The following is a 26,575-nucleotide window of genomic DNA, read 5'->3' as shown; positions in this document are numbered from 1 at the left end:
CCACCGGACCGCGGCATCGGTCGAGGGTCCAACGGCCCTGACCGCTTCGGCCGTGCGGCACTGAGTGCTGAGAGCGTGCTCCTCACCGGACGGCCGGGGCCGGCAGCTCGACGTGCCCGGTGCGAAGGTGGTTGCGGTGTCCGTCGGCGAACTCCAGCCGGAGGCTGTGGTCCGCCGGGGCGTCCACGACCACGGCATTCTCGATCCTGCCGTAGGAGGACTCGCGGTAGACGCAGACGCGGTCGCCGACGTGGAACTCCACTGTCTCCGAGACGATCACCGGACTCACCTTCCCTCTCCCCTGTTCCGATGCCTCCACGTGACCGCCGACTTCACCATGGCCCAGGGTCGCCCGGCCCGGATCGCCTCGGTGACCATCGAAGTCACCGCCCCCGGCCTCCCGCCCGAACGGGCGGCCGGCCTGCTCGCGGTTGCTGAACCGGTGGAGGGTGGTGAGTTCGACGGCGCCGGCCTCGGCGACATTCAGCCGTAGCGTGCCGCCCGCTTCGACGAAGCTGAGCTGATGGCGGTCGAGGGTGGTACGAGAGCGACGTACCACGGGATCACGGTGCTCCCAGATCGTCCTTGAAGAAGCACCTTTGGGCTTCTTCGGTCGCACCCAGGGCGACCGGCCTGTTCAGAGGAGAGTCCGTGCTTTCGCAGTTCATGACCGTCAAGCAGACCGCAGAGCATCTGAACATGTCCGTACAGTGGGTCCATCGCGAGGCGCCCGCGGTCGGCCTCGTCCCGTACCGGTTCGGGAACGGGCGGAATGCAAAGCTGCAGTTCAAGGTCACCGAGGTCAATGCCGGGGCAAAGCAGCAGCGGATGTCCGGTGACTGAGTCCGATACGAACCGTCGAGGCGCCCTGTTCCGGAACTTGGGTTCTACTGAGCTTGAATTGGTGATGTCGATCAGCCGTTCGTGATCAGGCCGACTCCGGTCAGCGCGCCAGGCGATGAGGCGATGCGGTCCGCAGGTGGGTGACCTGGGCCTGGTGGCGTGCTCGGCTGGCCCGGCGCTCCCCGGCCTCGGCGAGCACTGCGACCCTGGCTTCCTCTCCGGTGTCGAATGGCGCCGGGGAGAAGCGGTTGCAGGCCCTGACATGCCGTGCCCAGTCGTCCTGCCAGAACTCCACCGTCCAGCCCGGCCACAACTTTGGTACCTGGTAGGCCTGTGGGGAGGAGTAGAGGGACCACCAGCCCAATCGGCGGCGCTCCGGGTCGAGGTGGATACCGGAGTTGACGTGCAGGCAGCAAACTTCGTGCCTGGGGGCATCTGCCAGGCGGTCGAGCAGGGATACCCCCTCTCGGACGGGGTGGTCGAAAGCGTTGGAGGCGATGTGGCTGCGACCGGCGCCGACCGTGACCACCACGCCGCCCGGGTCGGGCCAGGCCAGGTCCTCATCTCCGGGTGCGAGGAACGGGGCCAAGGAGAGGTCCGAATCGCGGCAGCGGACGTACTCGGGGTCCAGCCCGACGTGCTCTCGCAGTTCGGCCGCGCCGTCGTACAGCCAGCGGATCTCCCAGCCCGGCCACGCCGCTCGAATCAGCTCGAACACGGCCGCGCGGTGGCGGAGCTCAGTGCTCGGTCCCTCCCAAGCGAAGAAAAGGAGCACCTTCCGGCCGAGGTCGAGCAGCACCCCGCCTTGGGCCATGGTGTCGTCCAGCCACCAGCCGTCCTGGCGGAGTCCCGGAAGCATGGCGAGAACCGCCGCCGGCCCATCCAGCAAGTCCAGGTCGATTCCGACCGCCCAGCCGGTCCGGTACAGCTCATGTTTGCTGTTCTCGCGGACCACGATGATGTTGGCTCTGTCTCCCATGGGGTCAGGATGACCGAGCGGGAGGCTGTCGGTCATCAGTTTTCGGCAGCTCGGAGGCTCCGGTGCCCAGAGAGTGGAGTCGTGCCGACCAGGTGGGTGGCCGGGGTCAGGGTCATGTCCCTTGAAGTGGTCCAGTGATCGTGTTTCAACGGTCATCCGGGTGGGCGGCGCTGGCTCCGAATGCGTGCTGTTGGTCAGTCGTCCATGATCAGGCCGGTGCCGGCCAGGCAGCCGTTGACCAGGTCTGGACGGTACTGGATCTGCTTGAGCCTGCGCTTGACGGCGCGGGTGATCTGGCCGAGATCGGCTGCGGCGAGATTGCCGATGTCGCGTTTGACCAGCGACCAGATGCTCTCGACCGCCTGCTCGTCGCGTTCGATCGCCCGCCGGGCAGGCTGCTGCCACGACCAGCCGTGCCGCCGCAGGAGTGGCCAGGTGCGCTCCACCGTGTAGCTCACCTGGAACAGGCGTCCGATCAGTGTCTTGATCCGAGCGAGCGTCCACCGCTGGTCGGCCCACCTATGTGCCAGCGGCCCGCGATCCAACTCCCGCTCCAGCTTGGCTACCTGCATGTCCGACAGTCGCGGCCGGCCAGGCGATCCCTTCGACGCCAACCCGTCCAGGCCCTCCTCGCGCCACTGGCGCCGCCAGCGTTCCACCGACCGTCCGAGACCCGCAACGAGGCAGCGATCTCCCGGGTCTTCTCGCCGGCCTCGAAGCCAGTCACAGCCTGGAGCCGGATCCGCTCCCGCCCGGCCCTCTCGGCGTCGGTCAAGCCGCCGCCCTGCGGATATCTCACCCCAACAGGACTGCCGAAGCCCCCTGCACGGTGTCCGGCGAACAGCCCGACATCACCCGATCAAGTTCAGTAGCGGTTGCCGCAGCACCCCAACTCAAGGGGTGCGTGTGACTGAGCGCTTGAGTTGGCGAGTGAGCGCTCCATCTGGCGGTTGAGCGGCGCTGGCCGGGAGTCGGGTTGGTCGGCGTTGTTGCGTTGCCGGACGGGCCCGGACCGAGAGCGTCGTCGACGGCGTGAGGTTCAGGTGGCGACCGCGAGCAGGTCCTGCGAGAGCGTCCACAGGCGGCGGGCGCCTGCCGGGTCGAGGGCGTAGCGCGCCACGCCCTGCAGTGGGGTGCCGCGTCGGTCGAGTACCGGTGCCTCGTTGCAGTCCGCGAAGTAGCGCCCGCCGAGTCCCTCCAGGCGCGGGGAGGCGGCCAGCAGGACCGAGGTGGCCGCGCCCTGCTCGACGGTCTTGATCAGTTCGGCCGGCACGCTCCCGCTGCCCTTCCCTTCGGTGTGGCGCTGAAGGTTGGTGTAGACGGCGCCGGGCATCGCGGCGTTGGCGGTGATGCCGTCCGCGGCCCAGCGGCGGGTGGCTTCCACCGCGAAGAGCACGTTGGCGGTCTTCGACTGGCCGTAGGCCAGCCACGGGTCGTAGCGGCGGAAGGCGAAGTTGACGTCGTCCCAGACCACGGGGGAGAGCTGGTGGCCGGAGGAGCTGACGGCGACGATGCGGGCGGCGCCGTCGGCGGCGAGCGCGTCGTGCAGGCCGGTGGCGAGGGCGAAGTGGCCGAGGTGGTTGGTCGCGAACTGCCTTTCCCAGCCCTGATCGGTGTGCTCCTCGGGGCAGGCCATCACGCCGGCGTTGTTGACCAGGATGTGCAGCGGTCCCCTCCAGGCCGTGGTGAGCGACCGGACGGAGTCGAGGTCGGCGAGGTCCAGGTGGGCGACGTCCAGGCCCCGGTTACCGGTCGTCTCGGCGATGGTCTTGGCGACTCGCTCGCCGGCCTCGAGGTCGCGCACGGCCAGGGTGACGGCGGCTCCGGTGCGGGCCAGGGCACGGGCGGTCTCCGCGCCGAGGCCGGAGGAGGCGCCGGTGACCAGTGCGCGGCGGCCGGTGAGGTCGACGCCGTGGCTGACTTCGGCGGCGGTGCTGGCGAATCCGAAGGGCGTGGTGATCCGGGTCATGGTTGGACTCCTCGTGTTTCGGGGCGGGTTGGTCCGGGTGCGGTCGGCTCACGGAGTGAGCAGGCGGTCCTGCTCCACCGGTGGGGTGCCGCCGTGCCAGTTGAGGGCTGTCCCGGCTCGGATCAGCTCCCCGTAGAGCGCGGGGTCGACGGGCTCGGTGAACACGAGGTCGAGGACGGCCCGGGCGGCCTCGGCGGGCGGTTGGGCGGTGTCGGCGTGGTCGCTGAACCAGGGGCGGGAGGTCGCGGTGTCGACCATGCCGGGGCAGACGGCGGCGATCAGGGTGCCGGTGGCGAGGTCGCGCTCGCGGCGTTCGGCGGCGACCGCGCGCACGGCGGCCACCTGGGCCACCTTCGAGGGCACGTTCAGCCAGCGTGACCAACCGGCCTGCTCGGCGGTGTTGTTGTGGATGGCGGTGCGCCAGGACTCGACGGCGTACTCGACCTGGTCGAGGGTGGCGCCGTCGAACAGGTGGTGCAGCCGCGGGTCGAGGTGGCCGAGGGCGCCCAGGGTGCTGGCGACGACGAGGAGTCGGCCGCCGGAGCGCAACACGGGGAGGAAGGAGCGCAGGATCGCGTGGGTGGCGGTGTTGGAGACGTCAATGAACTCGTCGGCGCGCTCGGCCTGCGACTCGCCGGGCAGGAGGCGGGCGACCGCGTTGGAGATGACGATGTCGACGCCACCGCGCCGCTGCCGGAGTTCGTCGGCGAGGTGGGCGATGGCATCGGTGTCGGTGACGTCCAGGACCTGGCCTTCGACGCGGCTGCGGGTGGTGGGCAGGCCTGCCACTTCGAGGGCGGCGTCGGTGACGCGTTGCCGGTCGCGGCCGGTGAGCAGGACCAGGTCGTCTGGTCCCAGGCGGGCCGCGAGCTCCTCGACGAGGGCCCGGCCGAGTCCCTGGTTGGCGCCCGTGACGAGGGCGGTGCGGAGATCGTTCATACCGACAACGCTAGGAGCGGCTCCGTTATGAGTCCAACGAAACTGTGACATACGTGATATGCGTAAACGTCATGGACTTCACGGATGTCTCGCTGACCGCGCTGCGGGTGTTGCGCGAGGTGGCCGAGCAGGGCACCTTCACGGCGGCCGCGCAGTCGCTGGGGTACACGCAGTCGGCCGTCTCTCGACAGATCGCCTCGATCGAACGGGCGGCGGGCGCCGAGTTGCTGGAACGGCGGCGCAACGGCGTGCGGCTGACGACCGCCGGACGGGTCGTGATGCGCCGGGCGACGGTCGTGCTCGACGAGATCGACGCCGTCGCCCGCGAGCTGACCGGCCTACCGGAGCAGGGGGCCCGGTGCGCCTCGGTTGGGTGCCCAGCGCGGGCAGCACGCTGGTGCCGCGAGCCCTGGCCGCGCTGCGGCGCAACCATCCGGGCGTACACGTGGTCAGCCGAGAGGGGGGTACCCCGGCTCTGGTGCGGGCGGTGCGGGCGGGCAGCATCGACTTGGCCCTGCTGGCCTCAGCGCCGCCGTTTCGCGCGCCGGACACCGAGTCGCCCCCGCTGATGCTGCAGACCCTCACGGAGCGTGCCCTGTGCCTGGCCGTGCCCGCGGCGCACCCGCTGGCGCGCAGGGACTACGTGGACGTGGCCGACCTGCGCGGCCAGCGGTGGATCGCCGGTTCCCCGTCCGGCGCGGACCGGCTGTTGGGGGTGTGGCCGGGTCTGGACGAACGGCCCGAGATCGCCCACACGGCCCGGGACTGGCTGGCGAAGCTGAACCTGGTCGCCGCAGGCCTCGGCCTCACCACCGTCTCGCCCGCGATGGCCGCCGCCGCACCGCCCGGGGTGCGCGTCCTGCCAGTGCGCGGCGGCCCCCAGGAAGTCCGGCGCCTGCTGCTGGCCCGGCTCCCCGAACAGCCGACCGAGCCGGTCGTCCGCCTGACCGCGGCCCTGCGCGCCGCCGCCTTGGACGACGGCGCCGTGGCAGAGCCGTAGCGTGTCGGGCTCGTCGGGCTCGTCGGGCTCGTCGGGCTCGTCGGGCTCGTCGGGCTCGTCGGGCTCAGCGGGACAGTGCTCGGGGGTGGAGCGCGGGCCGGTGCAGGGGGGGTCGTCACACCGCGGCGCGGCCGCCGTCGACGGCCAGGACCGCGCCCTGGACGAAGGAGGCCTGGTCGCCGGCGAGGTAGGCGACGGCGTGTGCGATCTCGGCGGGGTCGGCGGGGCGGGCGGCGGGGGCCTGGGAAGCGAGCTGGTCCAGGCTCTCGCCCATGGGGGCGGTGCTCTCGGTGCGGACGGGGCCGGGGGCGACGGCGTTGACGCGCACGCCCTGCGGGCCGAACTCCGCCGCCCAGGCCTTCGTCAGCAGGTTCACGGCCGCCTTGGTCGATCCGTAGAGCGCCATTCCTGGCATCCCGAAGCCGGCGACCATGGTGGACACGTTCACCACCGCGCCGCCTCCACGTTCGGCCATGGCAGGGGCCAGCGCGGCCGTCAGGAAGTACGGGACCTTGACGTTGACCGCGTACATGGCATCGAAGTCCGCCTCGGTGGTGGCCGTGCTGGGGCCGAACCCGCTCAGGCCAGCGTTGTTCACCAGGATGTCCACACGACCGCCGGCCTCGGTGGCGCGACGGGCCAACTCCCGTGCGGAGTCGGCGTCACGCAAGTCGGCGGGCAGGAAGTCCGCCTTGCCGCCCTCGGCGCGGATGGCGGTCACGGTGTCGGCGCCGCGCTCAGCGTTGCGCCCGGAGACCAGGACGTGGGCGCCGCGGGCGGCCAGGGTCTGGGCGACGGCGCGGCCGATGCCGCTGGTCGAACCGGTCACCAGGGCGACCTTGCCGGAGAACTCCATGACGAACCTCCAAAAGAAGAGACCCTCGGGACTCCGGCCGGAGCCCCGGATTGGCTTGCACGATCCACTATTCGCCGGAAAAAATGGAATGTCCAATCCAAAAAAGGGTAGAGTGGAGCCATGACGACACGCACCGCTCACCAGCCCAGAAAGCTGACGCCCAAGGGCGAGCAGACCCGTCTGCGGATCGTCGCCGCCGCAGCTCAGCTGATGCTCGACCGTGGCGTCGCCGGCACCACGATGGAGGACGTCAAGGCGGCCTCCGGAGCCAGCAGCTCGCAGCTCTACCACTACTTCGCCGACAAGCAGGCCCTGATCATGGACGTGATCGCCTACCAGGACGAGCGCGTCGTCGGCGGTCAGGAGCCCCTGCTCGCGCGGCTCGACACCATCGACGGGCTGCGCGCCTGGTGCGCCTTCCTCGTCCAGCACCAGCTCGACCTCCAGTGCCGCGGTGGTTGCCCGATAGGCTCGCTCGGCAGCGAACTCGCCGAGGTCGACCCAGCCGCCCGGGCCGCCGTCTCGGGCTCCTTCCTGCGCTGGGAGTCCGGCATCCGAGGCGGCCTGCGGGCGATGCACGACCGCGGCGAGCTGACCGCCGACCCCGAGGACATCGCGCTGACCGTCCTGGCGGCCCTCCAGGGCGGCTTGCTCCTCACCCAGATCCACCGCGATGTCCGGCCCCTGCAGGTCGCCCTCGACGCCATGATCGACCACGTTCAGGCCCACACCACGACAGCCGCCCCGTCGCCCGGGCGCCGCTGAGCGGAGCACGGGTTCGCCGACTGAAGCACTAGGTGTACTGACCACGGAGGTTGGTGAAGGAGTTCATGGCGGCGTGATCTTGAAATGAGTGAGGGCCTTCTGGCCAGGTGTGGATTGCGACATCTTCACCGGCGACCAGAAAGGCCCTCATGCCACACCGTAACGCACCGCTGACCGAGACCGGACGCCTGCGCCTGGCCCGGTGCGTGGTCGAGGACGGCTGGCCGCTGCGGCGGGCCGCCGAACGGTCCGCGTCCTGCGCCGCTGGGGCCCGGCGCGCATCGCCTACCCGCTGAGGCTCAACCCGGCCACCGTCCCAGGCTTGCCGGAGGGCCGCGGCCATCACCGGGCCGGGCACCACCGTCGCCGTCACGGGCCGTCCCCAGCCGTTGACGGTGGCCGGATCAGGTGGTCATGTCCTTGTAGGCGGCGCGGATGTACGAGGGGATCCGTCCGCAGTCGTTCACGGTCATGCCGTGGGCGTGGGCCCATCGGCGTATCGCATCGTCCTCCGGGTGGGGTTCATCGTGCTTGAGGGGCCGGACGGGAGCACCGGGGCCACTCCAGTCCCCGGTGCTGACTCCTTCCAGCAGGTCCGCCGCCCGGTGGAAGAACGCGGACAGCGAGGCGTACACGCCTTCCTTCGGCATATCCGCCTCCGTCCACGTTCCGATCGTCCCGTTGGCCGTGTCCAGGAACGTCCCGTAGAAGCCGTCATGCTCCGCGGCGATCGGCAACCACTCCTGGCGCCAGAGCACGTAGTCGGGGTCTCCGGATGCTCCCATCCGCTCCAGGGCGAGCTGCCTGAGGTAGGCCCGCTGGATGTCCTCCAGGCCGAGCAGGAGGCCCCCGCCGGGAACGGGCACCTCGCACCCCCGCCGCACCAGCGAGCCCGGGCACTCGGGGCGCTCGCCGGCATCCACGTCGTTCACCAGGAGCCACTGCCGTACCGGCGCCGGCAGCTCCAGCCCCATGTGCAGTTCGGCCCGGTCGATGGCCTCCTGACTCCCCGGACCGCCGAGGGCGGCGAAGGTCTCGGGGTCGTTCCGCTCGAGCCATGTGGTCACCCGGGCCCACGCCTCCCGAACGTCTTGTGCCTGGCTCATCGGAGTGCCCTTCGTGTGCGCCGGCGGTTGAACACGCATGGGGGCACCGTAGGCGTGGCCACTGACAAGAACGCTCGGCCCGGAGATCTCAGGCCCGTCCATAATTGATCTTGTGGCAGGTCGGGGTGAGTTGACGGACGTGGCGTAGGAGCGGATCGAGCCCTTGTTGCCGCGGGTGGACGGGCGTGGTCGTCCGTGGCGTGATCACCGGCAGGTGGTCGATGGTGTGCTGTGGCGGCTGCGGACCGGGGCGCCGTGGCGCGATCTCCCGGAGCGGTACGGGCCGTGGCAGACCGTCTCGCGCCAGGCCCTCGGCAGGTCCCGAGGCGGGCTGACCACCAAGGTCCACCTCGCCGTCGACGGCCGGGCCTGCCGCTGTCGATCGTGCTCACGCCCGGCAACATCAACGACGTCACCGCGTTCGGCCAGGTCCTCGACGGCATCCGCATCCCGCGTTCCGCCACAGGCCGTCCGCGCACCACACCGGATCGCGGCCCATCGGTCGTCGGTGGCGGGCTGGTGTGAAGCGGTGAAGCGGTGCACTGTGGAGGGATGGCGATCCGGCGTTTGGTGGCCGGTGTACGGCAGGCGTGGAAGCCGAACCACGCGCTGCTGACGATTCCGCTGGTGCTCATCGCGGCGATCACGGTCGTGGATATTCTGGTGCCGGCCGATGTGCACCTGGGACCGCTCCTGGTGATCGCACCGGCGATCACGGCCTCGTTCGCCGGTCCGCGGCTGACCGCTTTGATTGGTTTCCTGGCCGTGGGGGCTCAGGCGTTCATCGGCTGGCACTTCGGCGTGCTGTTCTCGCGCAACGTGCTGGTGCAGATCCTCGCGTTGACCGTCCTGTCGTGCCTTGTGGTGATCTTCTGCGTGGCGCGGGAACGGCGCCGGACGGAGCTGGCCCGCGTGCGGTCGGTCGCCGAGGCGGCGCAGAGCGTTCTGCTGTGGCCGCTGCCGGAGCGGATAGGTCCGCTGCGGATCGCCTGCCTGTACATGGCCGCCGAGGACGAAGCCCAGATCGGCGGGGACCTGTATGCGGCCACCCGGACCGGCAATGCGGTCCGGGTGATGATCGGCGACGTGCGGGGCAAGGGTCTGTCCGCGATCGGTGAGGCCGCGTTGCTGCTGGGGGCCTTCCGTGAGGCCGCCCACCGGCACACCGTTCTTCCTGACCTTGCCGCGGCTCTGGAGGAGAGCGTCACCCGCTACCTGGCGGAGTTCGAGCCGGCGGACGAGGCGGGGGAGCGATTCGCCACCATGCTGCTGCTGGAGATTCCCGACGAGGACCACGTCACGCGCATGATCAGCTGCGGTCATCCCCCGCCCGTGCTGCTGAGTCCCGGCGGCGCCGTCACGGTGCCGAGCCTTCACCCGGCGCCGCCGCTGGGCGTCGACGGTACCCTCGGCCCGGCGGGCTACGCCCTGGACGTGGTCTCGTTCCAGCCCGAGGACACGCTCCTGCTGTACACCGACGGTGTCATCGAGGCCCGTGAAGCCTCCGGCGCCTTCTACCCGCTTGCCGACCGAATCGCCCAGTGGACGGAAGCGGGCCCCGAGACACTTCTTCACCACATCCGGCGCGATCTCCTGGCCCACGTCGGCGGACGGCTCGCCGACGACGCGGCGCTCGTCGCCCTTCACCGCACGCCCGCCGTGCAGCGCGGTCGACGGCCCGGTCGCGCCCTTCACGTCGGCGGGTTCGGCCATGCCCCCGACCGCGGACCAGGCGGCCGGTAGGCCGATGCCGGGGTCCGGCAAGGCACGCACCGGGCCCAGGCTCCCGAGCCACCGCGGCACTCCCCCACGGAAGGCGGAGGTCACGCCGGTGCACTCCGGTCCGCACCCGGTGCAGAATCCCGTCGGTCACCTGCCGGTGGTCCCGCCACCGGCCACAACGCCTGTTGCTGACCGGCAGGAACGGCCGCAGCCGTTCCCACTCGGCGTTAGACCTAGGGTGCCAGGCCCATGAACTTCAGTGCCAGCAGTGCCATGCCGGGTTTAGGCAGCTCGTGGCCGTACCCCTCGAAGCTGTTGGCCTCGACCGGTGGTCTCGTGCTTGCGTTGCCGTAGCGGGTCCTTGTCCAGATCGACTGGGGCTGGTCGGTGAAGACCGGGGTTTGGCTGACACCGAGGACGTTGGTCCACTGTTTGATCTCTTCGCCGAGGTTGTGATGGTTGAGGGCCTCGTCCTCGGTGCCGTGCCACAGCTGGATACGCGGCCGTGGCCCGTGGTAGCCGGGGTACGCGGCGCGGACGAGGTCGCCCCACTCCTGCGGGTCCTTGGTGATGTTGCCTGTGGAGCAGTCACTGTTCCAGCCACGGAAAGTGCCGGTGTAGAAGCAGTGGTACGGCACGCCCATGAACGCCGCTCCGGCTTTGAACAAGTCCGGGTAGTCGGCGAGCATGACGTTCGTCAGCATCGCGCCGGAGGAGATGCCGGTCATGTAGACCCGGTGCGGGTTGGCCCCGCGGTTCGCGATCTCCCACCGCACCATGGACATCACGCCGGCCGGATCGCTGGAGCCGTCGTGCTTCAGCGCGGCGTCCGACGCGACGTCCCAGCACTTGATGTCACCGGTGATCGAGGGGTAGACCACGATGAATCCGTACTGGTCGGCCAGTGACGCGAATTCGCTGCCGTTGAACATGTCGGGGCCGGAGCCGGTGCACCAGTGCGCGGCCACGAGCACCGCCGGATGACGGGGCAGCTTGGCCGGCACGTACTCGTACATCTGGAGGTTCGTGGGGTTGTAACCGAAGTTGTCGACCCTGGTCAACGTCGTCGCCGCGGACGCCGGTAATGCGAACACCAGGCTGCCCGCTATGACGCTCAGGGCCATGGTCGCCGCTGTGGCTGCCTTCCTCATCCACCCTCCGGTCCTGCCGACGTGTGCAGCCTGCGCCGGACCGGCGGTCGCGACCGTGAATCGACGTCGTTGTCTGCCCATGCTTCCTCCCACGTGCGGATCTGTTTACTGGCGGCGCTGTCGGCCGATGCCGGCTCGGTATGGCCGGATCGGCGTCGGATCTCGAGTCGCAGCCCACGTCGGTCACTGTGGAGGTGGCGCTGCCCGTGGGCTGTGCGACCGTGGCGCATCGGTTGGAGCCATGCCGCTCATTTGGTCTGCACCTTGTCGCGGCGATCCAGCGGACAGCATTGCCCCGCTGTGGTCGGCCCTTCTTCATTGGAATGTCGAAGCGCTTGAACCAGTTGCGAGGCTAGTGACACAGCTTGCCGTTCGACAAATGTTTCGATGAATCAAATTTTCGTTCGACAGGGCCTGTTAGCGAGCCCCGGGGGTCGCATGCCAAGAATTCGAAGTGTTTGAATGCTGGAGGCGTCCGGGCGCGATTCCCCCGCCGCCTGCCGCCGAGGGGGTGCCGAGCCGCGATCTTGCGCTCCGCAAGGCCAATCTGCAGCGGGTGGCCGATGCGCACCCGCAGACCCCGGCCTGCGCAGGAAGTCGGCCCGGCCGACTTCCTGCGCGACGGATGTCTGCTGCTCCAGCAGGACTTCGACGTTTTACCTGTTCAGAGGCTGCGCGCTGTGAATTCAGCGGGCTGATGTCCCATCAGAGGCGGCCTTCATGGGACCGCCCCTCGATCGGGTGCAGCCGTCGTTGGTAGGGACAGCGGCGGGCGATGGCCTGGCGTAGTCGGCGCCAGGTAGACCAGTTCAAGACGGTAGCCACGCACAACGCACGCAGAGGGCATCTGGTCCGCTGGGTTCAGCGGCCCGCGCTGGCTCGCTGGACAGACCCGCCGTAGCGCTCGAGCCCGGGTGCGTTCCACCAGGCCTGCATGTTAGCGCTAACAACTCCTTACCCCCGATGCATGCGGGCGTCACACAGACGCACGGCAGGTCGTCGGGCACGGTGTGGAAGGACATGCACCCGGCATCGGCAGCCGGGCCGGCCGAGGGAATCCGGCAGGAGTCCGGACTCCGCCAGCCGGTCGACCGCGTGCCCCCGCCGCTCAGCGGGGTGCGGTGCCACGCTCGCCGCACCCCCGGAGGACGGAAACGGGCATGCGGCGGCGTCAATGGCGCAGACGGGGCCCGGGAGTCGGCCGGCCTGGACGGGATCTCTCCGTCGCTACGGCTCGGCCGATCCGTCCGGCAGGGCGGTGTCCGTCGGCTGTTCAGGCGGCTCCCCACGAGGGTCTGCTACAGCCAGTCACGGCGCTTGAAGGCCAGGTACAGACCGGTGCAGACCAGCGCCATCAGGCCGATCGCGAACGGGTAACCGAAGGCCCACTTGAGTTCGGGCATGATCTGGAAATTCATGCCGTAGACGGTGCCGATCAGGGTGGGGGCGAAGAGGATGGCCGCCCAGGACGAGATCTTCTTGATCTCGTCGTTCTGCGCGTGGCCCGCCTCGGCGAGCTGCTTCATCTCCTCGTTCTGCCGCTGGGAGACCAGGGTGGCATTGACCGTGAGGATGTTCTGCAGCATCTGCCGGAACCCGTCGACCCGCTCGGCCGCGTAGGTGGCGTGGTCGGCGACGTCGCGCAGGTAGCGCTGGAGCTCCTCGTCGGTCCCGTACTTCTCGAAGCCCGCCTCCAGGCTCCGCATGATGTCGAGGAGGGGGCGGGTGGCACGCTGGAATTCGATGACCTCGCGGGAGAGCTCGTAGATGCGGCGGGAGACTTGCGGGTCGCCGCCGAAGACCTCGGTCTCGATCTCGTCGATGTCGTGCTGCAGGCCAGCGATGACAGGTGCGTAACCGTCGACGACGGCGTCCAGGACCGCGTAGAGCACCGCCTCCGGGCCGAGCGCGAGCAGCTCCGGGTCGGCCTCCAGACGCCGGCGGACCGCTGAGAGGTCGGGAGCCTGCGAATGACGCACCGTGAGGACGAAGTCGGGGCCGACGAACAGGTGGATCTCGCCGAAGTCGACCTCCTCGACATCGTCCAGGTAGCGGGCGGCGCGCAGTACGACGAACAGCGTGTCGCCGTAGCGCTCCAGCTTCGGGCGCTGGTGGGCGACGATGGCGTCCTCGACGGCGAGCTGGTGCAGGTCAAACCGCTCGGCGGCTTCCAGCAGCTGGGCCTCGGCCGGACGGTAGAGACCGATCCAGGTCATGGTGCCGGGTTTGCCGGGCAGCTGCCGGTAGATCTCCGTAAGGCTGGACGGCGTCCGGGTGCGGTGGCCGTCCCGGTAGACCGCGGCATCGACCACCGAGCGTTCGAGCGGGAGCGCCGACGGCTCGTCGTGGTGGTCGGGCCGGGGGTCCATCGAGTGCTCGGGCGCCGGGTGGGGGGTGTCGTGGCCGGTCGGGTCGGTCGGTCGGGTGAACGGACGCCTGCTCGCCCGGGTCGCGCGGGCACGCCAGTCGGGCATGGAAGGAACCTCCACGGGAAAGTATCCGCCGCCCCTGCCCGCGCCGCCTGCGGGAGGCGGTGGTGCGGGAGGGGTGGTGTGCCAGCCGGCCGCGCGGTCCGGACGGTCTTGACGGTGCCGAGGGCCGGCGGCGATCAGCAGGTGGCCGCCCGGGCGCCCGCTGCCTATCCGGTGGCCGGAGGGCCGCGGTCAGCTGGATTCGGCGGCGCGCCGCACTTGATGGCCTCGGAGCCGGCTCGTCATCGAACCGGTCACGACATCGGCAGCACTGCGGCTGACGGCTGGTCGCCGGCCGTTCCCCTGCGGCAGCGTGGTGCCGGCGATCTGGGCGGGGGTACTCAGGATGTCGGCCGTGCCGGTGCCCGTCGGGTACCAGTGGATGATCACGAAGTCGATCGACTTGCCCGCGATGGCGAGCACGGTGTTGTTCCAGTCGGCGTTGTCGCCGGAGCCCTTCAGCCCGTCCGGCCAGGAGCCCGGGGTGGTGAGCACCGCCCCGATCTTGACCGTCGGGTCCACGGCCTTCATCGCCTTGGCGTAGGCGAGCAGGTTGGTGGCGTACGCGGTCGGGCTCGTGTCGGCGTGGGTGTCGACCTCCCACTTGCTGCCGTAGTGCCCGTGGCCGGGGATCTCGTTGCCGATCTCCCAGTACTTGACGCCGTAGCCCTTGTCGACGTTGGCGTACTTGACCCGGTCGGCCGCTTCCCGGGGCGTGCCCGAGCCGTAGTTGGCGGTGATGATCGGCTGCGCGCCGACCGCCTTCGCGGTGGCCATGAACTGGTCGAACACGCGGCCCGCTTGCGCCGCCGCATCGCCACCGCGAGCAGCAGTGAGAGCACCGCCGAGGTCAGCCCGGCGGTCACCAGGTAGGGGGTGAAGTACTCGCCGTCGTTGTGCGCCTCCACCTGGTCGCGGAAGGGCGCGGCGAGCACCGCCACCAGGTTCAGCAGTGCGACCAGCCGCAGGTACCAGACCGTCGAGGCGGCGGCGCGCTGCCGCAGCCGGCCGGTGGGACGGGCGGCTCGGGAAAGTGGGTTCACAGACACGTTCCCACCCTGGCGGCGGGCGGTCGGGGATCCCATCCGGCAGGAAGCCGGGGGTCCCCCGCCGGATGGCCGCCGCTTCTCCCCTGGTCGGGGGGAGCAGCGGCAGCCGTTCCCGGTGGCCGCCCGGGTAGCTGGTTCCGTAGGTGCGTTGTTGATTAATCGCATCGGTCGCCGGCGCATCGGGCGCTCGCTAGGCTGGCGGCATGGCTCTGCGCAACGCGATCATGTCGACCCTCCTGGAGGGCGAGGCGTCCGGTTACGACCTGACGAAGGCGTTCGACGCGTCGGCGGCGAACTTCTGGATGGCCACACCGCAGCAGCTCTACCGGGAGCTGGACCGGATGAAGGCCGAGGGGCTGGTCAGCGCCCGGGTCGTCGAGCAGGAGCGGCGGCCGAACAAGCGGCTGTTCTCGCTCACCGAAGCGGGCCGCGCCGCGCTGCGGTCGTTCACGGCCTCGCCGCCGCGACCGTCCGCGGTCCGGGACGAGCTGCTCGTCCAGGTGCAGGCCGTGGACGCGGGCGACCCGGACGCCGTGCGCGCGGCGCTGCTCGAACGGCTGGTGTGGGCGCAGGCCAAGGTGGCCCGCTACGAGCGCCTGCGGGCGCGGCTGCTGGACGGGCGTTTCGAGGACGAGTACCTCGCCACGGCCGAACGGATCGGGCCGTATCTGACCCTGATGCGCGGACTGTCGTTCGAGCGCGAGAACCAGCGCTGGTGCGAGCAGGTACTCGCCGTTCTGGACCGGCGGGCCGCCGCGCAGGCCCCTGCGCCGGCCCCCGCGCGGGGGTCGGCGCAGGGGCCGGTCTGACGGTCTTCGGGGGCGGCCGCTCAGTGCGCCGGGCGGGGAGCCCCGACCGGCCGCAGATCCGGGCGCTTCGCGACCCGTCCGTCGCCGGAGGAGCGCCCGCGCAGGCGGCGCATCAGCCACGGTCCGAGGAAGGTGCCGAGCCAGGCGGCCTCCTGTGCGGCTCGCCTGCCGAGCCGCGCTGCCGGGAGCGGTGGCAGCGGCTCGGTCCACCCGCCGTCGCTGCCGGGCAGCGCGAGCGCTTCGGCCGCGGCGGCGGCGATCCCGGCGTGGCCGAGCGGACTGGCGTGCAGCCGGTCCGTGCTCCACATGCGCGGATCGGTCGTCACTTCGTGCGGGAAGAAGTCGACGACCGCGACGCCGCGGTGGTCGGCCGTGGCCCGGATGCGCGCGTTGAGGTCCAGGAGCCGGGGTCGCAGTCCGCGGGCCAGTGGCGCGATCCGGCCGATGTCGGGGAAGGTGAAGGTGAGCACCCGCGCCCCGGTGGCCGTGAAGGCGGCGAACATCGCGTCCAGCTCCGCCACCACCTCGCCCGCGTCGAATCCCGGCCGCATCAGGTCGTTCATCCCGGCGACCACGGTGACCAGGTCCGGCCGCAGCGCGAGGGCAGGGGCGAGCTGTTCGGCCCGCACCTGGCCGGCGAGTCGGCCGCGCACGGCGAGGTTGGCGTAGAGCAGGCCGGGTTCGTGCCCGGCGATCGTCTCGGCCAATCGGTCCGCCCAGCCACGCCATCCGGCCGCCTCGTCACCGTCACCCAGGCCCTCGGTCTGGCTGTCGCCGACCGCGACGTAGCGGCGGAATCCCGTGGTCGCGATCATGCCGCGGACGCGCCCAGCGCCTCGGCGGTGATCCGCTCGAACTGCGCGCCCATCGCGGCGGCGAGCGCCTGCGCGCCGGAGAGGGGGCGGACCATCACCGTCAACTCGTCGATCAGGCCGTCCTCGTCGACGTGGAGGAAGTCGCAGCCGTGCACCTCGCGGCCGTCGACGGTGGCCTTGAAGACGAACGCGTGGTCGCGGCCGCCGCCGTCGTTGATCTCGCGGACGTAGTGGAAGTCCTCGAAGACCCGCGCGGCACCGCGCAGGATCGCGGCGGTCATGGCCTTGCCCGGGTAGGGCTTGAAGACGACGGGGCTGGTGAAGACGACGTTCTCGGCCAGAAGGGCCTCGATGGCATCGTGGTCGCCGGCCTCGACGGCTACGCGGAAGGGGTGCACGACGGGCTCCATAGTCAACAAATTGAATAGCTTGCCTGCGCGTGAGCCTAGTCGCGCGGTCCGGGCGATGTCGAGGATGCACCGAACCTCGGCGGTCGCGAGGGCGCCAGGGCGTTCCGGGTGCGGCCCTGGTCTCCGACGAGAGCCGCTGGGTCAGCGGCCGGAACATCGAGTACGGGCGGCGGCCACGGACTCCGCCGACGAAGCAGTCAACGCGCTGGCCGGCGCCCGCCGGTGCGGCGGGCGCCGGTTGGCGGGCGCCGGTTGGCGGGCGCCGGTTGGCGAGGAGGGCGCCGGTTGGCGGGCGCCGGTTGGCGAGGAGGGCGCCGGTTGGCGGGCGTTGGTTGGCGAGGAGGACCGGCTTCGCTCCGCGGGCCCGACCGGCCGCGCGACGATCGGACGTGCGCCCGGCGGGGACTCGGCTTCGCACCCCGCGCCGACGCGCCGAGGCGCGGTGACCGGCGCGCCTGCGGCTCAGGCGGGGCACGGCGGCGGTCAGCCCACGACGGATGCGACCTGGTCGAGGGAGCCGGACCTGGCCTGGGCGATCAGGTCCCGGAACTGATCGGCGCTCATCTGGATCTGCTGGCCGAAGTCGTCGGTGATCCGGATCCGGCGCTCCTGCGGCGCAGCACGGTCGACGAACAGCTGCGGGCAGCCGCAGTTGCAGTTCCCGCAGAAGGTCGCCACCGGCTCTTGCTCGGGCGTGGGCATGGGACACCTCGTCTGCTCGAAGGCGGGCACCGGACGCTCGCCGGCGCCTCTCCCGATGCCTGTACCCGCTCGGCGGGCCCGCACTCACCCTCCGGTACCCCTCGGTGGCTGTAGGTGTCGGATTGGGAACGATGCGGGGGAGCCCGCTCGGGGGCCCGACCGGGGTGCCATGATGTCCCGGCCATGTCTGCCCTGGAATCCGAGGCCGTGCCGGTGCCGGTACGTGCCGCCGCGCTCGACCTTCGCGTACTGCGGGCTCTGCCGTTCGCGACGGTCTGCGTCGTGCTGGCCGCAGGCGGGCACGCGCTGGCGTCCGGCCGCACGGTGCCGTTGGGCGCGTTGCTGCTCGGGTGGGCGCTCATCGGCGCCGCCGCCGTGTTCGGGGCGAGGCGGGAGCGTTCCCTGCGGGCGATCGTCGGCGGCCTGGCCGTGGGGCAAGGGGGCTTGCACGTCCTGTTCCACTCCGCGCAGTGCCTGCCCGGTCTTGCGAGGGCGACCGGAACAGCCGGCATGGTCGCCATGCCGGGCATGGCCGACATGCCCGGCATGGCTGCGACGAGCGCCGGGCGGTCCGGTGCTGCGGTGACGCACGTGACGGCCGGAGGCGGAGTGGCTCCGCACGCCGTCGTGGCGGCGGCCCATGCCGCCTTCTGGTCGCACGCGATGCTCCTGGGGCTGAGTCCCGCGATGCTCGTCGCGCACTTGGCGGCGACCCTCGCGGTCGGCTGGTGGCTGCGCCGGGGCGAGGTGGCCGTGTGGCGGGTGGTCCGGCTCACCGCCGAGACCGCCTCGGCGACGGCTCACGCCTGCGCGAGGCCGCTGCGCGGGGTGCTGGCCTTGTTCGCGGCGCTGCGCGACGGGGCGGCCGGTCGGCGACAAGCCGGTGCTGTGCGCCCGATGTGGGCCGGGGAGCACTGGCGGCTGCCGCGATCGCCTCTGCTACGGCATGTGGTGATCAGGCGCGGTCCCCCGGCGGTGCCGGCCGGCTGACCAGGGCGGAAGGCTCTCCGGTCGCGGCCCTCCACCCCCACCCCTGATCACATACGCACGCGTCGCCTCCACGGGCACCGGCGCCGGGTCACCCGCGCGCCCGCCACCCGTGCACGCCGGCGCGCGCGTGCCTCCAGCCTGGAGAACACGAACCCATGAACCTGTCCCTCAAGAAGCGTCTCGTCGCCGCCTGCGCCCTGGGCGCCGCTACCGTACTGGCCACGGCCGTTCCGGCGTCCGCGCACGTGACCGTGCAGCCGTCCAGCGTGCCGAAGAACGCGACCGACCAGACCTTCGCCTTCCGCGTCCCGAACGAGGACGACAAGAACAACACGGTGAAGGTCGAGATCGACTTCCCGGTCGACCACCCCATCCCGTCCGCCCTGGTCGCGCCGGTGCCGGGCTGGACCGACCAGATCCAGACCACCAAGCTCGCCACCCCGATCCACACCGACGACGGCGACATCACCGACGTCGTCTCCCAGATCGTCTGGACCGGCGGCCAGATCGCCCCCGGCCACTACCAGGACTTCACCATCGACCTCGGCGCACTGCCCGACGGCACCGACAAGGTCGTCTTCAAGGCCCTCCAGACCTACAGCAACGGGAACGTCGTCCGCTGGATCGACGAGTCCCAGGACGGCCAGCCCGAGCCGAAGAACCCGGCTCCCGTGCTGCACCTGACCGCTGCCACCAGCGGCGGCTCCGACACCGCGACCCCCAGCGCGGCGGCCAGCGCCAAGGCCGACCCGGCCACCCAGACCACCGCGACGGCGAAGACCGCCACCAGCGACTCCACCGCCCGTGCACTGGGCATCGCGGGCATCGTCGTGGGCGTCCTCGGCGCGGCGGCGGGCGTCGTGCTCGGCCGCCGCGGTCGCGGCGCCAGCGGCTCCGACGCCTCGGCGTAGCAACCCCGGGCCGGTGCGTGGCGTGCGCCCGCACCGGCCCCGGGGTCCGCGTCGCCCTCGGCTTCCCCCATGTCTTCCGGGCCGGGGCCCCGGCGGAATCCCTCCGGCAAGCCGCCGGGCGCTGCAACCGCGACGGTCATGTCAGGACCGGCGGCGCACGACCGGCCGGGCAGGCTCGGTGCCGGGCAGCGCGAGGGCCACGGTGCGGGTGCGCTCCAGCCGACTCATGACCTGGCAGCGACGGGGCCGGTGCCAGCAGGCCGCCCCGACCCGAAACCCGAGGCGTTTCGGGAACGAGTGCGGCCCGGACCAGTACGAGGTTCGCCGCTACACCGGCTGGATGCGACACATGACCCTGGCCATGCTCGCGCACGCCTTCTCGGCCGCGATGGCGGCGGCGTCAAAGGGAGCTGCAGAAACGGTTCCCACACCTCGGTGGACCTCACCGTGGCAGAGATCCGGCGGCTCCTGCCCGTCCCCACCGACCAGCTCTCAGGTAGCGGTGCGGGACGCCGGCCGACGACCTCGGAGGTCAGGGCTGCTTCCGTCGGCCACCCACCGCTTCGCCGGTCGCCGGCGCCTGCCAGGCGCGGGCTGCCAGCTGTGCCGCCCACATCCGCGCGTACCGCCCCGCGGGGTCGGCGAGCAGGTCGGTGTGGGTGCCGCGCTGGGCGATCCGGCCGCCGTCCAGGACGAGGATCTGGTCGGCTCCGACGACGGTGGACAGGCGGTGGGCGATGACGACGACGGTCTTGCCCGCCACCAGGTGGTCGATGGCCTGCTGAACCACCACCTCGGATTCGGTGTCCAGGGCGGCGGTCGGCTCGTCGAGCAGGACGACGGGGGCGTCCTTGAGGATGGCGCGGGCGATCGAGATGCGCTGGCGCTCGCCGCCGGAGAGGGTGGACCCGATCTCACCCACGCGGGTCCGGTACCCGTCGGGGAGCCGGGTGATGAACTCGTGGGCGTTGGCGGCGCGGGCCGCGGCCTCGATCTCGGCGTCGGTGGCGTCCGGCCGGGCCAGGGCGATGTTGGCCCGGACGGTGTCGTCGAACAGGTAGACGTCCTGGAAGACGACGGCGATGTGCCGAAGCACCTCGTCCGGCTGGAGCGTTCGCAGATCGATGCCGCCCAGCCGGACGGTGCCGTGCTGGGGGTCTGCGAAGCGGCTGATCAGCTTGGTGACGGTGGTCTTGCCCGACCCGGACGGGCCGACCAGGGCGGTGAGGCTCCGTTCCGGGAGGACGAGGTCGACCTCGGTCAGGGTCGGTTCGGGCCGGCCGTCGTAGCCGAAGGAGACCTGCTCGAAGCGGATGTCGAACGTGGTGGGCGCCCCGGTGTCGGCGGGGACGACGGGCAGCGGCGGGGCGGCCAGTACCTCGTCCACCCGGCTCAGCGCCGCCTCGGACTGTTCGAAGAGCTTGGTCATGGTGGCGGCCATGCCCAGTGGTTCGGCGAGCCTGGCGGCGGTGACCACCACGGCGACCAGGACGGCGAGCGGCAGCCGGGCGTCGAGGACCAGCGCGGCGCCGACCGCGACCAGCGCCACGAAACCCAGCTGGACCACGAGTTGGGCACCGGCCACGGGCAGCGATGCGGAGCGGTTGGCCCCGGCCTGGGCGTGGTGCTGGTGGGTCAGTACGGAGGCGAGGCGCGGCGAGTCGGCACCGGCCTGGCCGGTGGCCTTGAGGACGGGCAGGCCCTGGACGTACTCCACGATCCGCCCCGACAGCGCGGCATCGGCCTCGTCGACCACGTGGAAGCCCGCGTTGGACCGCCGCTGCACCTGGCGGACCAGCGGCAGCGCGGCGCCGGTCGCGGCCACCAGGACGAGCCCGAGCCGCCAGTCGAGGGCCAGCACGACCACCCCGAGCACCGCCGGCACCGCGACCAGCTGCACGAACAGGGTGGAGAGCGAGGAGATGGCGCTCGCCGCGGTGGTCGCGTTGGCTCCGACCACCGAGGTCAGGTCGCCGGCCGCGCGGCGGGCGAGCTCCTGCTGCGGCATGGCCCGCAGCCGCGCGCCGAGCCGGAGCCGGGTGGACTGCGTGACCAGGTGCCAGTAGTCGTAGGTGAAGGCCATCTCGCGCACCCGCAGCACCGCTTCGGCGGTCACCAGGACGGCCAGCACCGCGACCCAGAGCCAGGCACGGCCGGTGCGCACGGGCGTGTGGGTCAGCTCGGCGAGCAGCGGGACGAAGGTGGCGTAGGCGGCGACCTGCACCAGGGTCGCGGCCAGCGAGAGGCGCAGGGTCACGCGGAACCGCGCGGCGTAGGGGCCGGCCGCGGTGAGCATCAGCCGCAGGATCCGCCTCATCGGGTTGCCTCCAGGTCGGGGGTACGGGTGCCGGACAGGCCCCAGCGCGCGGCCTCCTCGTGGCGTGCCCACAGGCGCGCGTAGCGTCCGTCGGCGGCGACCAGCTCGGCGTGCCGGCCGCGTTCCACGATCCGGCCGCGGTCGAGGACGACGATCTGGTCGGCGTCCACGACGGTGTTGAGCCGGTGGGCGATGATCAGCACGGTCCGGCCCTTCGTGAGGCGGGCGATCGCCTCCTGGATCGCGGCCTCGCTCTCCGGGTCGGCAAAGGCGGTCGCCTCGTCCAGGATCACGATCGGTGCCTCGGAGAGGATCGCCCGGGCGATGGTGACGCGCTGGCGCTGGCCGCCGGAGAGCAGTCCGCCGCGCTCACCGACCTGGCTGTCGTAGCCCTGGGGCAGTTCGCCGACGATGAAGTCGTGCGCGGCGGCGGCCTCGGCCGCGGCGCGCACCTCCTCGTCCGTCGCGTCCGGGCGGGCCAGCCGGATGTTCTCGGCGACGGTGCCGGCGACCAGGAAGGGGTCCTGGAAGACCAGCGCGACGTGCCGCAGCAGCACCTCGCTGCGGATCTCGCGGACGTCGACGCCCCCGACCCGCACCGCACCCGATTCGACGTCGTAGAACCGCGGGATCAGCCTGGCCACCGTGGACTTGCCGGAGCCGGACGGGCCGACCAGCGCGCACACCGTGCCCGCCGGGACGTCGAGGTCGATGCCGTCCAGCACCGGGTCGCCGCGCTCGGCCGCGTAGCGGAAGACCACGCGGTCGAGGGAGATGGCCGAGCCTTCGGGCTCGCGCGGGTGCTCGGGTTCGGGCAGTGCCGGCATGTCCAGCAGTTCCCGGATCCGGACGGCGCCGGCCTTCGAGTCGTTGATGTAGTTGGTCAGGTGCATCAGCGGGGCGACCGCCTCGATCGGCATCGCGCCGATCAGCAGGCCGAGCAGGAGGTCCCGGGGCGAGATCCAGCCGGCCGCGAGCATCGGCACGGCGGTGGCCGCGAGGATCAGCAGCGTGGGCAGCGGCACGATGAACAGCCGGGTCAGCAGCCCGGAGGCCCGCGAGGTCGCCAGCCAGCCGGCCACCGACTCGGTGAACTCCGCCACTGCCGTGGCGTACCGCCCGAGGGTGGCCCGTCCGTCGTCGAAGGTCCGCACCACCGGCATGCCCTGGACGAACTCGACCACGGCGGCGTTGACGTTCTCGTTGGCCGTGTTGTACCGCTCGCGCTGTTCGGTGTAGTCGCGGGAGAGCAGCGAGAGGCAGAGCATCGCGACCGGCACGACCAGCAGCACCGCGAGGAGCAGCCGCCACTGCACCACCCCGAGGGCGAGCAGCGCCGCCACCGGCTGGGCGACGCCCGAGCCGAGGAACGGCAGCGCGTCGGCGACCACGTTGTGCAGCGACTTGACGTCGTCCTGCATGATCTTCTTGATCCGCCCCGAGCCCAGCCGCTGCACCTCGCCGAGCGGGAGACGCGCCAGGGCGCCGGCCAGTTCGCGGCGGAGTTCCACCTCCAGCCGGTAGCTCGCCTCGTGGGCCAGGTTCTCGGCCAGCCAGCGGGCGACGAATCCGGCGACCAGGCCGGTGAACGCGCCGCTGGTCCAGCCGGTGACCACGGTGCCTGACGGATGGTCGGCGAACAGCTCGCCCACCGCGAACGCGGCGCAGACGGAGCCGGCGACCGCGCAGACTCCGCCGAGCACGCCCAGCAGTGCGGCGCGGCGCAGCCCGGCGCGGACGGAAGGGGCGAGGGCGACCAGGTCGAGGACGGTCCGCAGGCCGCCCGGGGGCCGTTCATCGGTCATGGGGTGGCTCCGGAGATCTGCTCGGCCAGTGCTCGCTTGTTGACCTTGCCGAGCGCCGTGCGGGGGAAGGAGTCCAGCACCGCCAACCGGTCGGGCAGTTTGAACGCGGCGAGGCCGAGCGCGGTGAGGTGGGCGTTGAGTTCGGCGCGGGTGGGCGGGGTGCCGTGGGCGAGGACGCAGGCGCAGCTGCGTTCACCGAGCGTCTCGTCCGGGATGCCGACGAGGGCGACGTCGTGCACGGCCGGGTGGCTCAGCAGGTGGTTCTCGACCTCCTCGACCGGGACCTTGTCGCCGCCGCGGTTGATCACGTCCTTGATCCTTCCCTCCACCACCAGGTGTCCGCTGGGAAGCCGGCGGACCAGGTCGCCGCTGCGGTAGAAGCCGTCAGTGGTGAACGCGGCGCGGTTGTGGTCGTCCGCGCGGTAGTAGCCGCGCAGCGTGTACGGTCCGCGCACGTGCAGTTCGCCGACCTCGCCCGGGGCCACCTCGCGGTCGTCGGGGTCGACGATCCGCAGCTCGTCGTCGGCGGCGAGCGGGCGGCCCTGGGTGGTGAGTACCAACTCCTCCGGGTCGTCGGCCCGGGTGAAGTTGAGCAGTCCTTCGGCCATGCCGAAGACCTGCTGGAGTCCGCAGCCCAGGGCGGGCCCGATCCGCTTCGCGGTCTCGTCCTTGAGCCTGGCGCCGCCCACCTGCAGCAGGCGCAGACTGCTCAGGTCGGCCGCTGACCACTCGGCCGCCTCCAGCCAGAGCAGCGCGAGCGGCGGCACCAGTGCGGTGACGGTGATCCGCTCGCGTTCGATGAGCGGGAAGGCGTCGTCGGGGCTGGGGGTCGGGCTCATCACCACCGTGCCACCGGCGTGCAGCGTGCCGAGGATGCCGGGGCAGGCGAGCGGGAAGTTGTGCGCGACGGGCAGGGCGGCCAGGTAGCGGGTGCCGGCGTCCAGGCCGGTCACGTCGGCGCTGGCCGTGAGGTTGTAGACGTAGTCGTCGTGGGTGCGCGGGATCAGCTTGGGAGCGCCCGTGGTGCCGCCGGAGAGCAGCAGCAGTGCCACGTCGGCCGGGTCGGGCTCGGGCAGTTCCACCGGCTCGGCGCCGACCTCGGACAGCGCGCCGATCTCGGACAGCGCGGTGAACTCGGACAGCGCGGTGAACTCGGCATCCGCCGCGCCGGCGGCTGAGGTCGCCGTGCCGGCGACCAACACGTGCTTCAGACCCGGGACTTGTGCGCGGACGGTCCGCGCGAGCACGCGGTGGTCGAAGCCGAGGTGAGTGTCCGGGACGACGTAGGCGACGGCCTCGGAGAGCCGGGCCAGGTGGACGATCTCGCTCTCCCGGTGGGCGGGCAGCGCGTACACCGGCACCGCCCCGCAGCGGAACAGCGCGAAGGAGAGCGCGAGGAAGTCGGCCGTGTTCGGCAGGTGCACCAGCACCCGGTCGCGCGCGGCGATGCCGAGGCCGAGCAGGCCGGCCGCCAACCGGTCGGCCCGCTCGTCGAGTTCGCGGTAGGTCCAGCGGCGGTCGCCGTCGACGACGGCGGTGCGGTGGGGCCGCTGCCCGGCCCGTTCGCGCAGCAGGGAGCCCAGCGTGCGGCCCTGCCAGTAGCCGCGCTCGCGGTACCGGGCGGCGAACTCCTCGGGCCAGCCGGTGGATCCGCTCAGCACGGCGCCTCCCGCCGGGCCGGGACGAGATACGGCGCGACGCTGGCGAGCTTCTCGCAGGTCTCCTCGTACTCGCGGGCGGGGCGGGAGCCCGCGACCACGCCCGCCCCGGCGCGCAGCCAGGCGCGCCCGTCCCGCTGGTAGACCGCCCGCAGCACGAGGGCCGCGTCCAGCGAGCCGTCCGAGCCGGCCATCAGCACGGTGCCCGAGTAGAGGCCGCGGGGTTCCTCCTCCAGCTCCCGGATCAGCCGGTACGCGGCGGGCTTGGGGATCCCGGAGGCGGTCACCGGCGGGAACACCGCGCCGAGGGCGTCCCAGGCGGTGCGGCCGTCGGCCAGGGTGGTGGCCACCCTGGAGGCCAGGTGTTGCACGCTGCCGCGCGGCTTGACCACGAGGAGCTCGCTGACCCGGGTGGACCGGGGGCTGCCGACGGCGGCCATCTCCTGGAAGGCGAGCTTCACCGAGGTGGCGTGCTCGTAGACCTCCTTCGGGTCGGCGTGGAGTTCGGCGCACAGGGCCGCGTCCGTGTCCGGGTCGCCGGTCAGCTTCCGGGTGCCGGCCAGCGGCTGGGTGGACGCCGTGCCGGCCGCGTCCACCTCGACGACGGTCTCCGGGCTGAAGCCGGCCGCCTGCCAGCCGCCCAGGTCGAGCAGGAAGGAGCGGGCCGGGGTGTTGTGCGAACGGCCGAGCACGTACGTGGCGCTCAGGTCGACGGCGAACGGGATCTCCACGGGGCGCGACAGGATGACCTTCTGCAGCCGCTCCCGGCCGATCTCGGCCACGGCGTGCGCGACGCCACTGCGGTAGGAAAGGCCACCGGTGCGTACGTCGACGGGCACGGCCTCGGCGGGGACCGGCTCCGCGGGTTCCGCGAGCAGCGTGCGGACGCCGTCGACGGCGGGCTCGTCCAGGCCGCGGACCAGGACCTGCTCCCGGGTCACCCGGAGTTCGAGCCGGGGCACCATCAGGTGCGCGAGCGTCCGCTCCGCCATCCGGTCCGCCCCGCCCGCGAGTTCGAAGCAGGCCCAGCCGTAGGCGTGCCAGCCCGGGACGGGCACCCGGCCGAGGGCCGCCTGGACGCGGGGCCACGGCGTGCCGGACCACTGCGCCGTCTGTCCGTCGAAGGTGCTGTGCACCTGCCGGGCGTCCACCCGGATCTCGCCGAGCGGGTTGCCGGCGACGTGGAAGCACGAGTCGCGCTCGTACACCACGTAGTCGGCGAGCAGGCCGGAGCCGACCAGCCGGGCGACGACGGAGAGGGGGTCGAACGGTCCCTCGACGACCGTCTCTTGGTATCTCAAGGCAGTG

General features: G+C 71.7%; 23 protein-coding genes and 6 pseudogenes. 11 read left to right on the top strand and 18 right to left on the bottom strand.

What is annotated here, in order from left to right; translation table 11 throughout:
• Nucleotides 1–82: 82 nt before the first annotated feature.
• Nucleotides 83–289 carry a hypothetical protein gene (locus ACZ47G_RS31770; RefSeq protein WP_465748617.1) on the bottom strand — a complete coding sequence of 69 codons (207 nt, stop codon included), beginning with the start codon at nt 287–289 and terminating at the stop codon, nt 83–85.
• A gap of 30 nt (nt 290–319) precedes the next feature.
• Between ACZ47G_RS31770 and ACZ47G_RS31765 the strand changes: the two genes are divergently transcribed.
• Together ACZ47G_RS31765 and ACZ47G_RS31760 are read left to right on the top strand one after the other, a co-directional pair.
• Nucleotides 320–493 carry a hypothetical protein gene (locus tag ACZ47G_RS31765; RefSeq protein ID WP_465748615.1) on the top strand — a complete coding sequence of 58 codons (174 nt, stop codon included), beginning with the start codon at nt 320–322 and terminating at the stop codon, nt 491–493.
• 158 nt (nt 494–651) lie between these two features.
• Entirely contained in the window at nt 652–843 is a 192-nt protein-coding gene (locus ACZ47G_RS31760) for a hypothetical protein (protein WP_465748613.1), read from the top strand.
• Between the two features lie 100 nt (nt 844–943).
• On the opposite strand, the gene ACZ47G_RS31755 is transcribed toward ACZ47G_RS31760, so the two are convergent.
• The 4 genes and pseudogenes from ACZ47G_RS31755 to ACZ47G_RS31740 all read right to left on the bottom strand — a co-directional run bounded on the left by ACZ47G_RS31755 (nt 944) and on the right by ACZ47G_RS31740 (nt 4,730).
• Nucleotides 944–1,822 carry a hypothetical protein gene (locus tag ACZ47G_RS31755; RefSeq protein WP_465748611.1) on the bottom strand — a complete coding sequence of 293 codons (879 nt, stop codon included), beginning with the start codon at nt 1,820–1,822 and terminating at the stop codon, nt 944–946.
• A gap of 194 nt (nt 1,823–2,016) precedes the next feature.
• Nucleotides 2,017–2,621, bottom strand: a pseudogene (locus ACZ47G_RS31750) (winged helix-turn-helix domain-containing protein).
• Between the two features lie 240 nt (nt 2,622–2,861).
• A complete protein-coding gene (locus ACZ47G_RS31745) occupies nt 2,862–3,791 on the bottom strand; it encodes an SDR family NAD(P)-dependent oxidoreductase (protein ID WP_465748609.1) in 930 nt (309 codons plus the stop codon).
• 48 nt (nt 3,792–3,839) lie between these two features.
• Nucleotides 3,840–4,730 (bottom strand): SDR family NAD(P)-dependent oxidoreductase, encoded by an 891-nt coding sequence (locus tag ACZ47G_RS31740; RefSeq protein ID WP_465748607.1) that lies wholly within the window; start codon nt 4,728–4,730, stop codon nt 3,840–3,842.
• Nucleotides 4,731–4,801: 71 nt separating this feature from the next.
• On the opposite strand from ACZ47G_RS31740, the pseudogene ACZ47G_RS31735 reads away from it, so the two are divergent.
• Nucleotides 4,802–5,730: pseudogene (locus ACZ47G_RS31735) on the top strand (LysR family transcriptional regulator).
• Between the two features lie 115 nt (nt 5,731–5,845).
• On the opposite strand, the gene ACZ47G_RS31730 reads toward ACZ47G_RS31735, so the two are convergent.
• Nucleotides 5,846–6,586 carry an SDR family NAD(P)-dependent oxidoreductase gene (locus tag ACZ47G_RS31730; RefSeq protein WP_465748605.1) on the bottom strand — a complete coding sequence of 247 codons (741 nt, stop codon included), beginning with the start codon at nt 6,584–6,586 and terminating at the stop codon, nt 5,846–5,848.
• A 120-nt stretch (nt 6,587–6,706) separates the two neighbouring features.
• Here ACZ47G_RS31730 and ACZ47G_RS31725 point away from each other — a divergent pair, with 120 nt between their 5' ends.
• The gene (locus ACZ47G_RS31725) at nt 6,707–7,351 is read left to right on the top strand and encodes a TetR/AcrR family transcriptional regulator (RefSeq protein WP_465748603.1); all 645 of its coding nucleotides are present in this window, start codon (nt 6,707–6,709) and stop codon (nt 7,349–7,351) included.
• Between the two features lie 149 nt (nt 7,352–7,500).
• Nucleotides 7,501–7,667: pseudogene (locus ACZ47G_RS31720) on the top strand (IS481 family transposase); the annotation flags it as partial.
• An 88-nt stretch (nt 7,668–7,755) separates the two neighbouring features.
• Here the strand turns inward: ACZ47G_RS31720 and ACZ47G_RS31715 are convergent.
• On the bottom strand, nt 7,756–8,418 hold the full coding sequence (locus tag ACZ47G_RS31715) for an Lsr2 family DNA-binding protein (protein ID WP_465748601.1): 663 nt from the start codon (nt 8,416–8,418) through the stop codon (nt 7,756–7,758).
• A 193-nt stretch (nt 8,419–8,611) separates the two neighbouring features.
• On the opposite strand from ACZ47G_RS31715, the pseudogene ACZ47G_RS31710 reads away from it, so the two are divergent.
• Nucleotides 8,612–8,946, top strand: a pseudogene (locus ACZ47G_RS31710) (transposase); the annotation flags it as partial.
• Nucleotides 8,947–9,009: 63 nt separating this feature from the next.
• Nucleotides 9,010–10,200 carry a PP2C family protein-serine/threonine phosphatase gene (locus tag ACZ47G_RS31705; protein WP_465748599.1) on the top strand — a complete coding sequence of 397 codons (1,191 nt, stop codon included), beginning with the start codon at nt 9,010–9,012 and terminating at the stop codon, nt 10,198–10,200.
• Between the two features lie 82 nt (nt 10,201–10,282).
• On the opposite strand, the pseudogene ACZ47G_RS31700 reads toward ACZ47G_RS31705, so the two are convergent.
• The 4 genes and pseudogenes from ACZ47G_RS31700 to ACZ47G_RS31685 all read right to left on the bottom strand — a co-directional run.
• Nucleotides 10,283–10,399 (bottom strand): annotated as a pseudogene (locus tag ACZ47G_RS31700) (IS5/IS1182 family transposase); the annotation flags it as partial.
• Between the two features lie 13 nt (nt 10,400–10,412).
• Nucleotides 10,413–11,303, bottom strand: a complete 891-nt coding sequence (locus ACZ47G_RS31695; protein ID WP_465748597.1) for an extracellular catalytic domain type 1 short-chain-length polyhydroxyalkanoate depolymerase — start codon at nt 11,301–11,303, stop codon at nt 10,413–10,415.
• A 1,325-nt stretch (nt 11,304–12,628) separates the two neighbouring features.
• Nucleotides 12,629–13,804, bottom strand: coding sequence for a magnesium and cobalt transport protein CorA (locus tag ACZ47G_RS31690; RefSeq protein ID WP_465748595.1), 1,176 nt, complete (start codon nt 13,802–13,804; stop codon nt 12,629–12,631).
• A 189-nt stretch (nt 13,805–13,993) separates the two neighbouring features.
• Nucleotides 13,994–14,593, bottom strand: a complete 600-nt coding sequence (locus tag ACZ47G_RS31685; RefSeq protein ID WP_465748593.1) for a hypothetical protein — start codon at nt 14,591–14,593, stop codon at nt 13,994–13,996.
• A gap of 460 nt (nt 14,594–15,053) precedes the next feature.
• On the opposite strand from ACZ47G_RS31685, the gene ACZ47G_RS31680 reads away from it, so the two are divergent.
• On the top strand, nt 15,054–15,659 hold the full coding sequence (locus ACZ47G_RS31680) for a PadR family transcriptional regulator (protein WP_465748591.1): 606 nt from the start codon (nt 15,054–15,056) through the stop codon (nt 15,657–15,659).
• Between the two features lie 20 nt (nt 15,660–15,679).
• Here ACZ47G_RS31680 and ACZ47G_RS31675 read toward each other — a convergent pair whose 3' ends face one another.
• From ACZ47G_RS31675 to ACZ47G_RS31665, 3 genes are all read right to left on the bottom strand, one after another.
• Nucleotides 15,680–16,474: an SGNH/GDSL hydrolase family protein gene (locus ACZ47G_RS31675; protein ID WP_465748589.1), complete on the bottom strand. Its 795-nt coding sequence runs from the start codon at nt 16,472–16,474 to the stop codon at nt 15,680–15,682.
• Nucleotides 16,471–16,872, bottom strand: a complete 402-nt coding sequence (locus ACZ47G_RS31670) for a nuclear transport factor 2 family protein (RefSeq protein WP_465748587.1) — start codon at nt 16,870–16,872, stop codon at nt 16,471–16,473. Before ACZ47G_RS31670 ends, ACZ47G_RS31675 begins: the two co-directional genes overlap by 4 nt.
• Before the next feature lie 495 nt (nt 16,873–17,367).
• Nucleotides 17,368–17,586, bottom strand: coding sequence for a hypothetical protein (locus ACZ47G_RS31665; protein ID WP_465748585.1), 219 nt, complete (start codon nt 17,584–17,586; stop codon nt 17,368–17,370).
• Nucleotides 17,587–17,769: 183 nt separating this feature from the next.
• Here ACZ47G_RS31665 and ACZ47G_RS31660 point away from each other — a divergent pair, with 183 nt between their 5' ends.
• The 3 genes and pseudogenes from ACZ47G_RS31660 to ACZ47G_RS31650 all read left to right on the top strand — a co-directional run.
• On the top strand, nt 17,770–18,576 hold the full coding sequence (locus ACZ47G_RS31660) for a hypothetical protein (protein ID WP_465748583.1): 807 nt from the start codon (nt 17,770–17,772) through the stop codon (nt 18,574–18,576).
• 155 nt (nt 18,577–18,731) lie between these two features.
• On the top strand, nt 18,732–19,487 hold the full coding sequence (locus ACZ47G_RS31655; protein WP_465748581.1) for a YcnI family copper-binding membrane protein: 756 nt from the start codon (nt 18,732–18,734) through the stop codon (nt 19,485–19,487).
• 292 nt (nt 19,488–19,779) lie between these two features.
• Nucleotides 19,780–19,956: pseudogene (locus ACZ47G_RS31650) on the top strand (IS701 family transposase); the annotation flags it as partial.
• A 63-nt stretch (nt 19,957–20,019) separates the two neighbouring features.
• On the opposite strand, the gene ACZ47G_RS31645 reads toward ACZ47G_RS31650, so the two are convergent.
• From ACZ47G_RS31645 to ACZ47G_RS31630, 4 genes are read right to left on the bottom strand one after another with little or no spacing between them, the layout of a single operon-like run.
• A complete protein-coding gene (locus ACZ47G_RS31645) occupies nt 20,020–21,804 on the bottom strand; it encodes an ABC transporter ATP-binding protein (RefSeq protein WP_465748579.1) in 1,785 nt (594 codons plus the stop codon).
• Nucleotides 21,801–23,609: an ABC transporter ATP-binding protein gene (locus ACZ47G_RS31640; protein ID WP_465748577.1), complete on the bottom strand. Its 1,809-nt coding sequence runs from the start codon at nt 23,607–23,609 to the stop codon at nt 21,801–21,803. The genes ACZ47G_RS31645 and ACZ47G_RS31640 overlap by 4 nt, the downstream gene beginning before the upstream one ends.
• Nucleotides 23,606–25,270, bottom strand: coding sequence for a (2,3-dihydroxybenzoyl)adenylate synthase (locus ACZ47G_RS31635; protein ID WP_465748575.1), 1,665 nt, complete (start codon nt 25,268–25,270; stop codon nt 23,606–23,608). The genes ACZ47G_RS31640 and ACZ47G_RS31635 overlap by 4 nt, the downstream gene beginning before the upstream one ends.
• Nucleotides 25,264–26,568 (bottom strand): salicylate synthase, encoded by a 1,305-nt coding sequence (locus ACZ47G_RS31630; RefSeq protein WP_465748573.1) that lies wholly within the window; start codon nt 26,566–26,568, stop codon nt 25,264–25,266. Before ACZ47G_RS31630 ends, ACZ47G_RS31635 begins: the two co-directional genes overlap by 7 nt.
• Nucleotides 26,569–26,575: the final 7 nt, after the last annotated feature.

This window comes from Kitasatospora sp. NPDC030952, from assembly GCF_055571335.1.
Note: the sequence above shows the minus strand (reverse complement) of the source record. Positions and strands in the feature narration are given on the sequence as shown.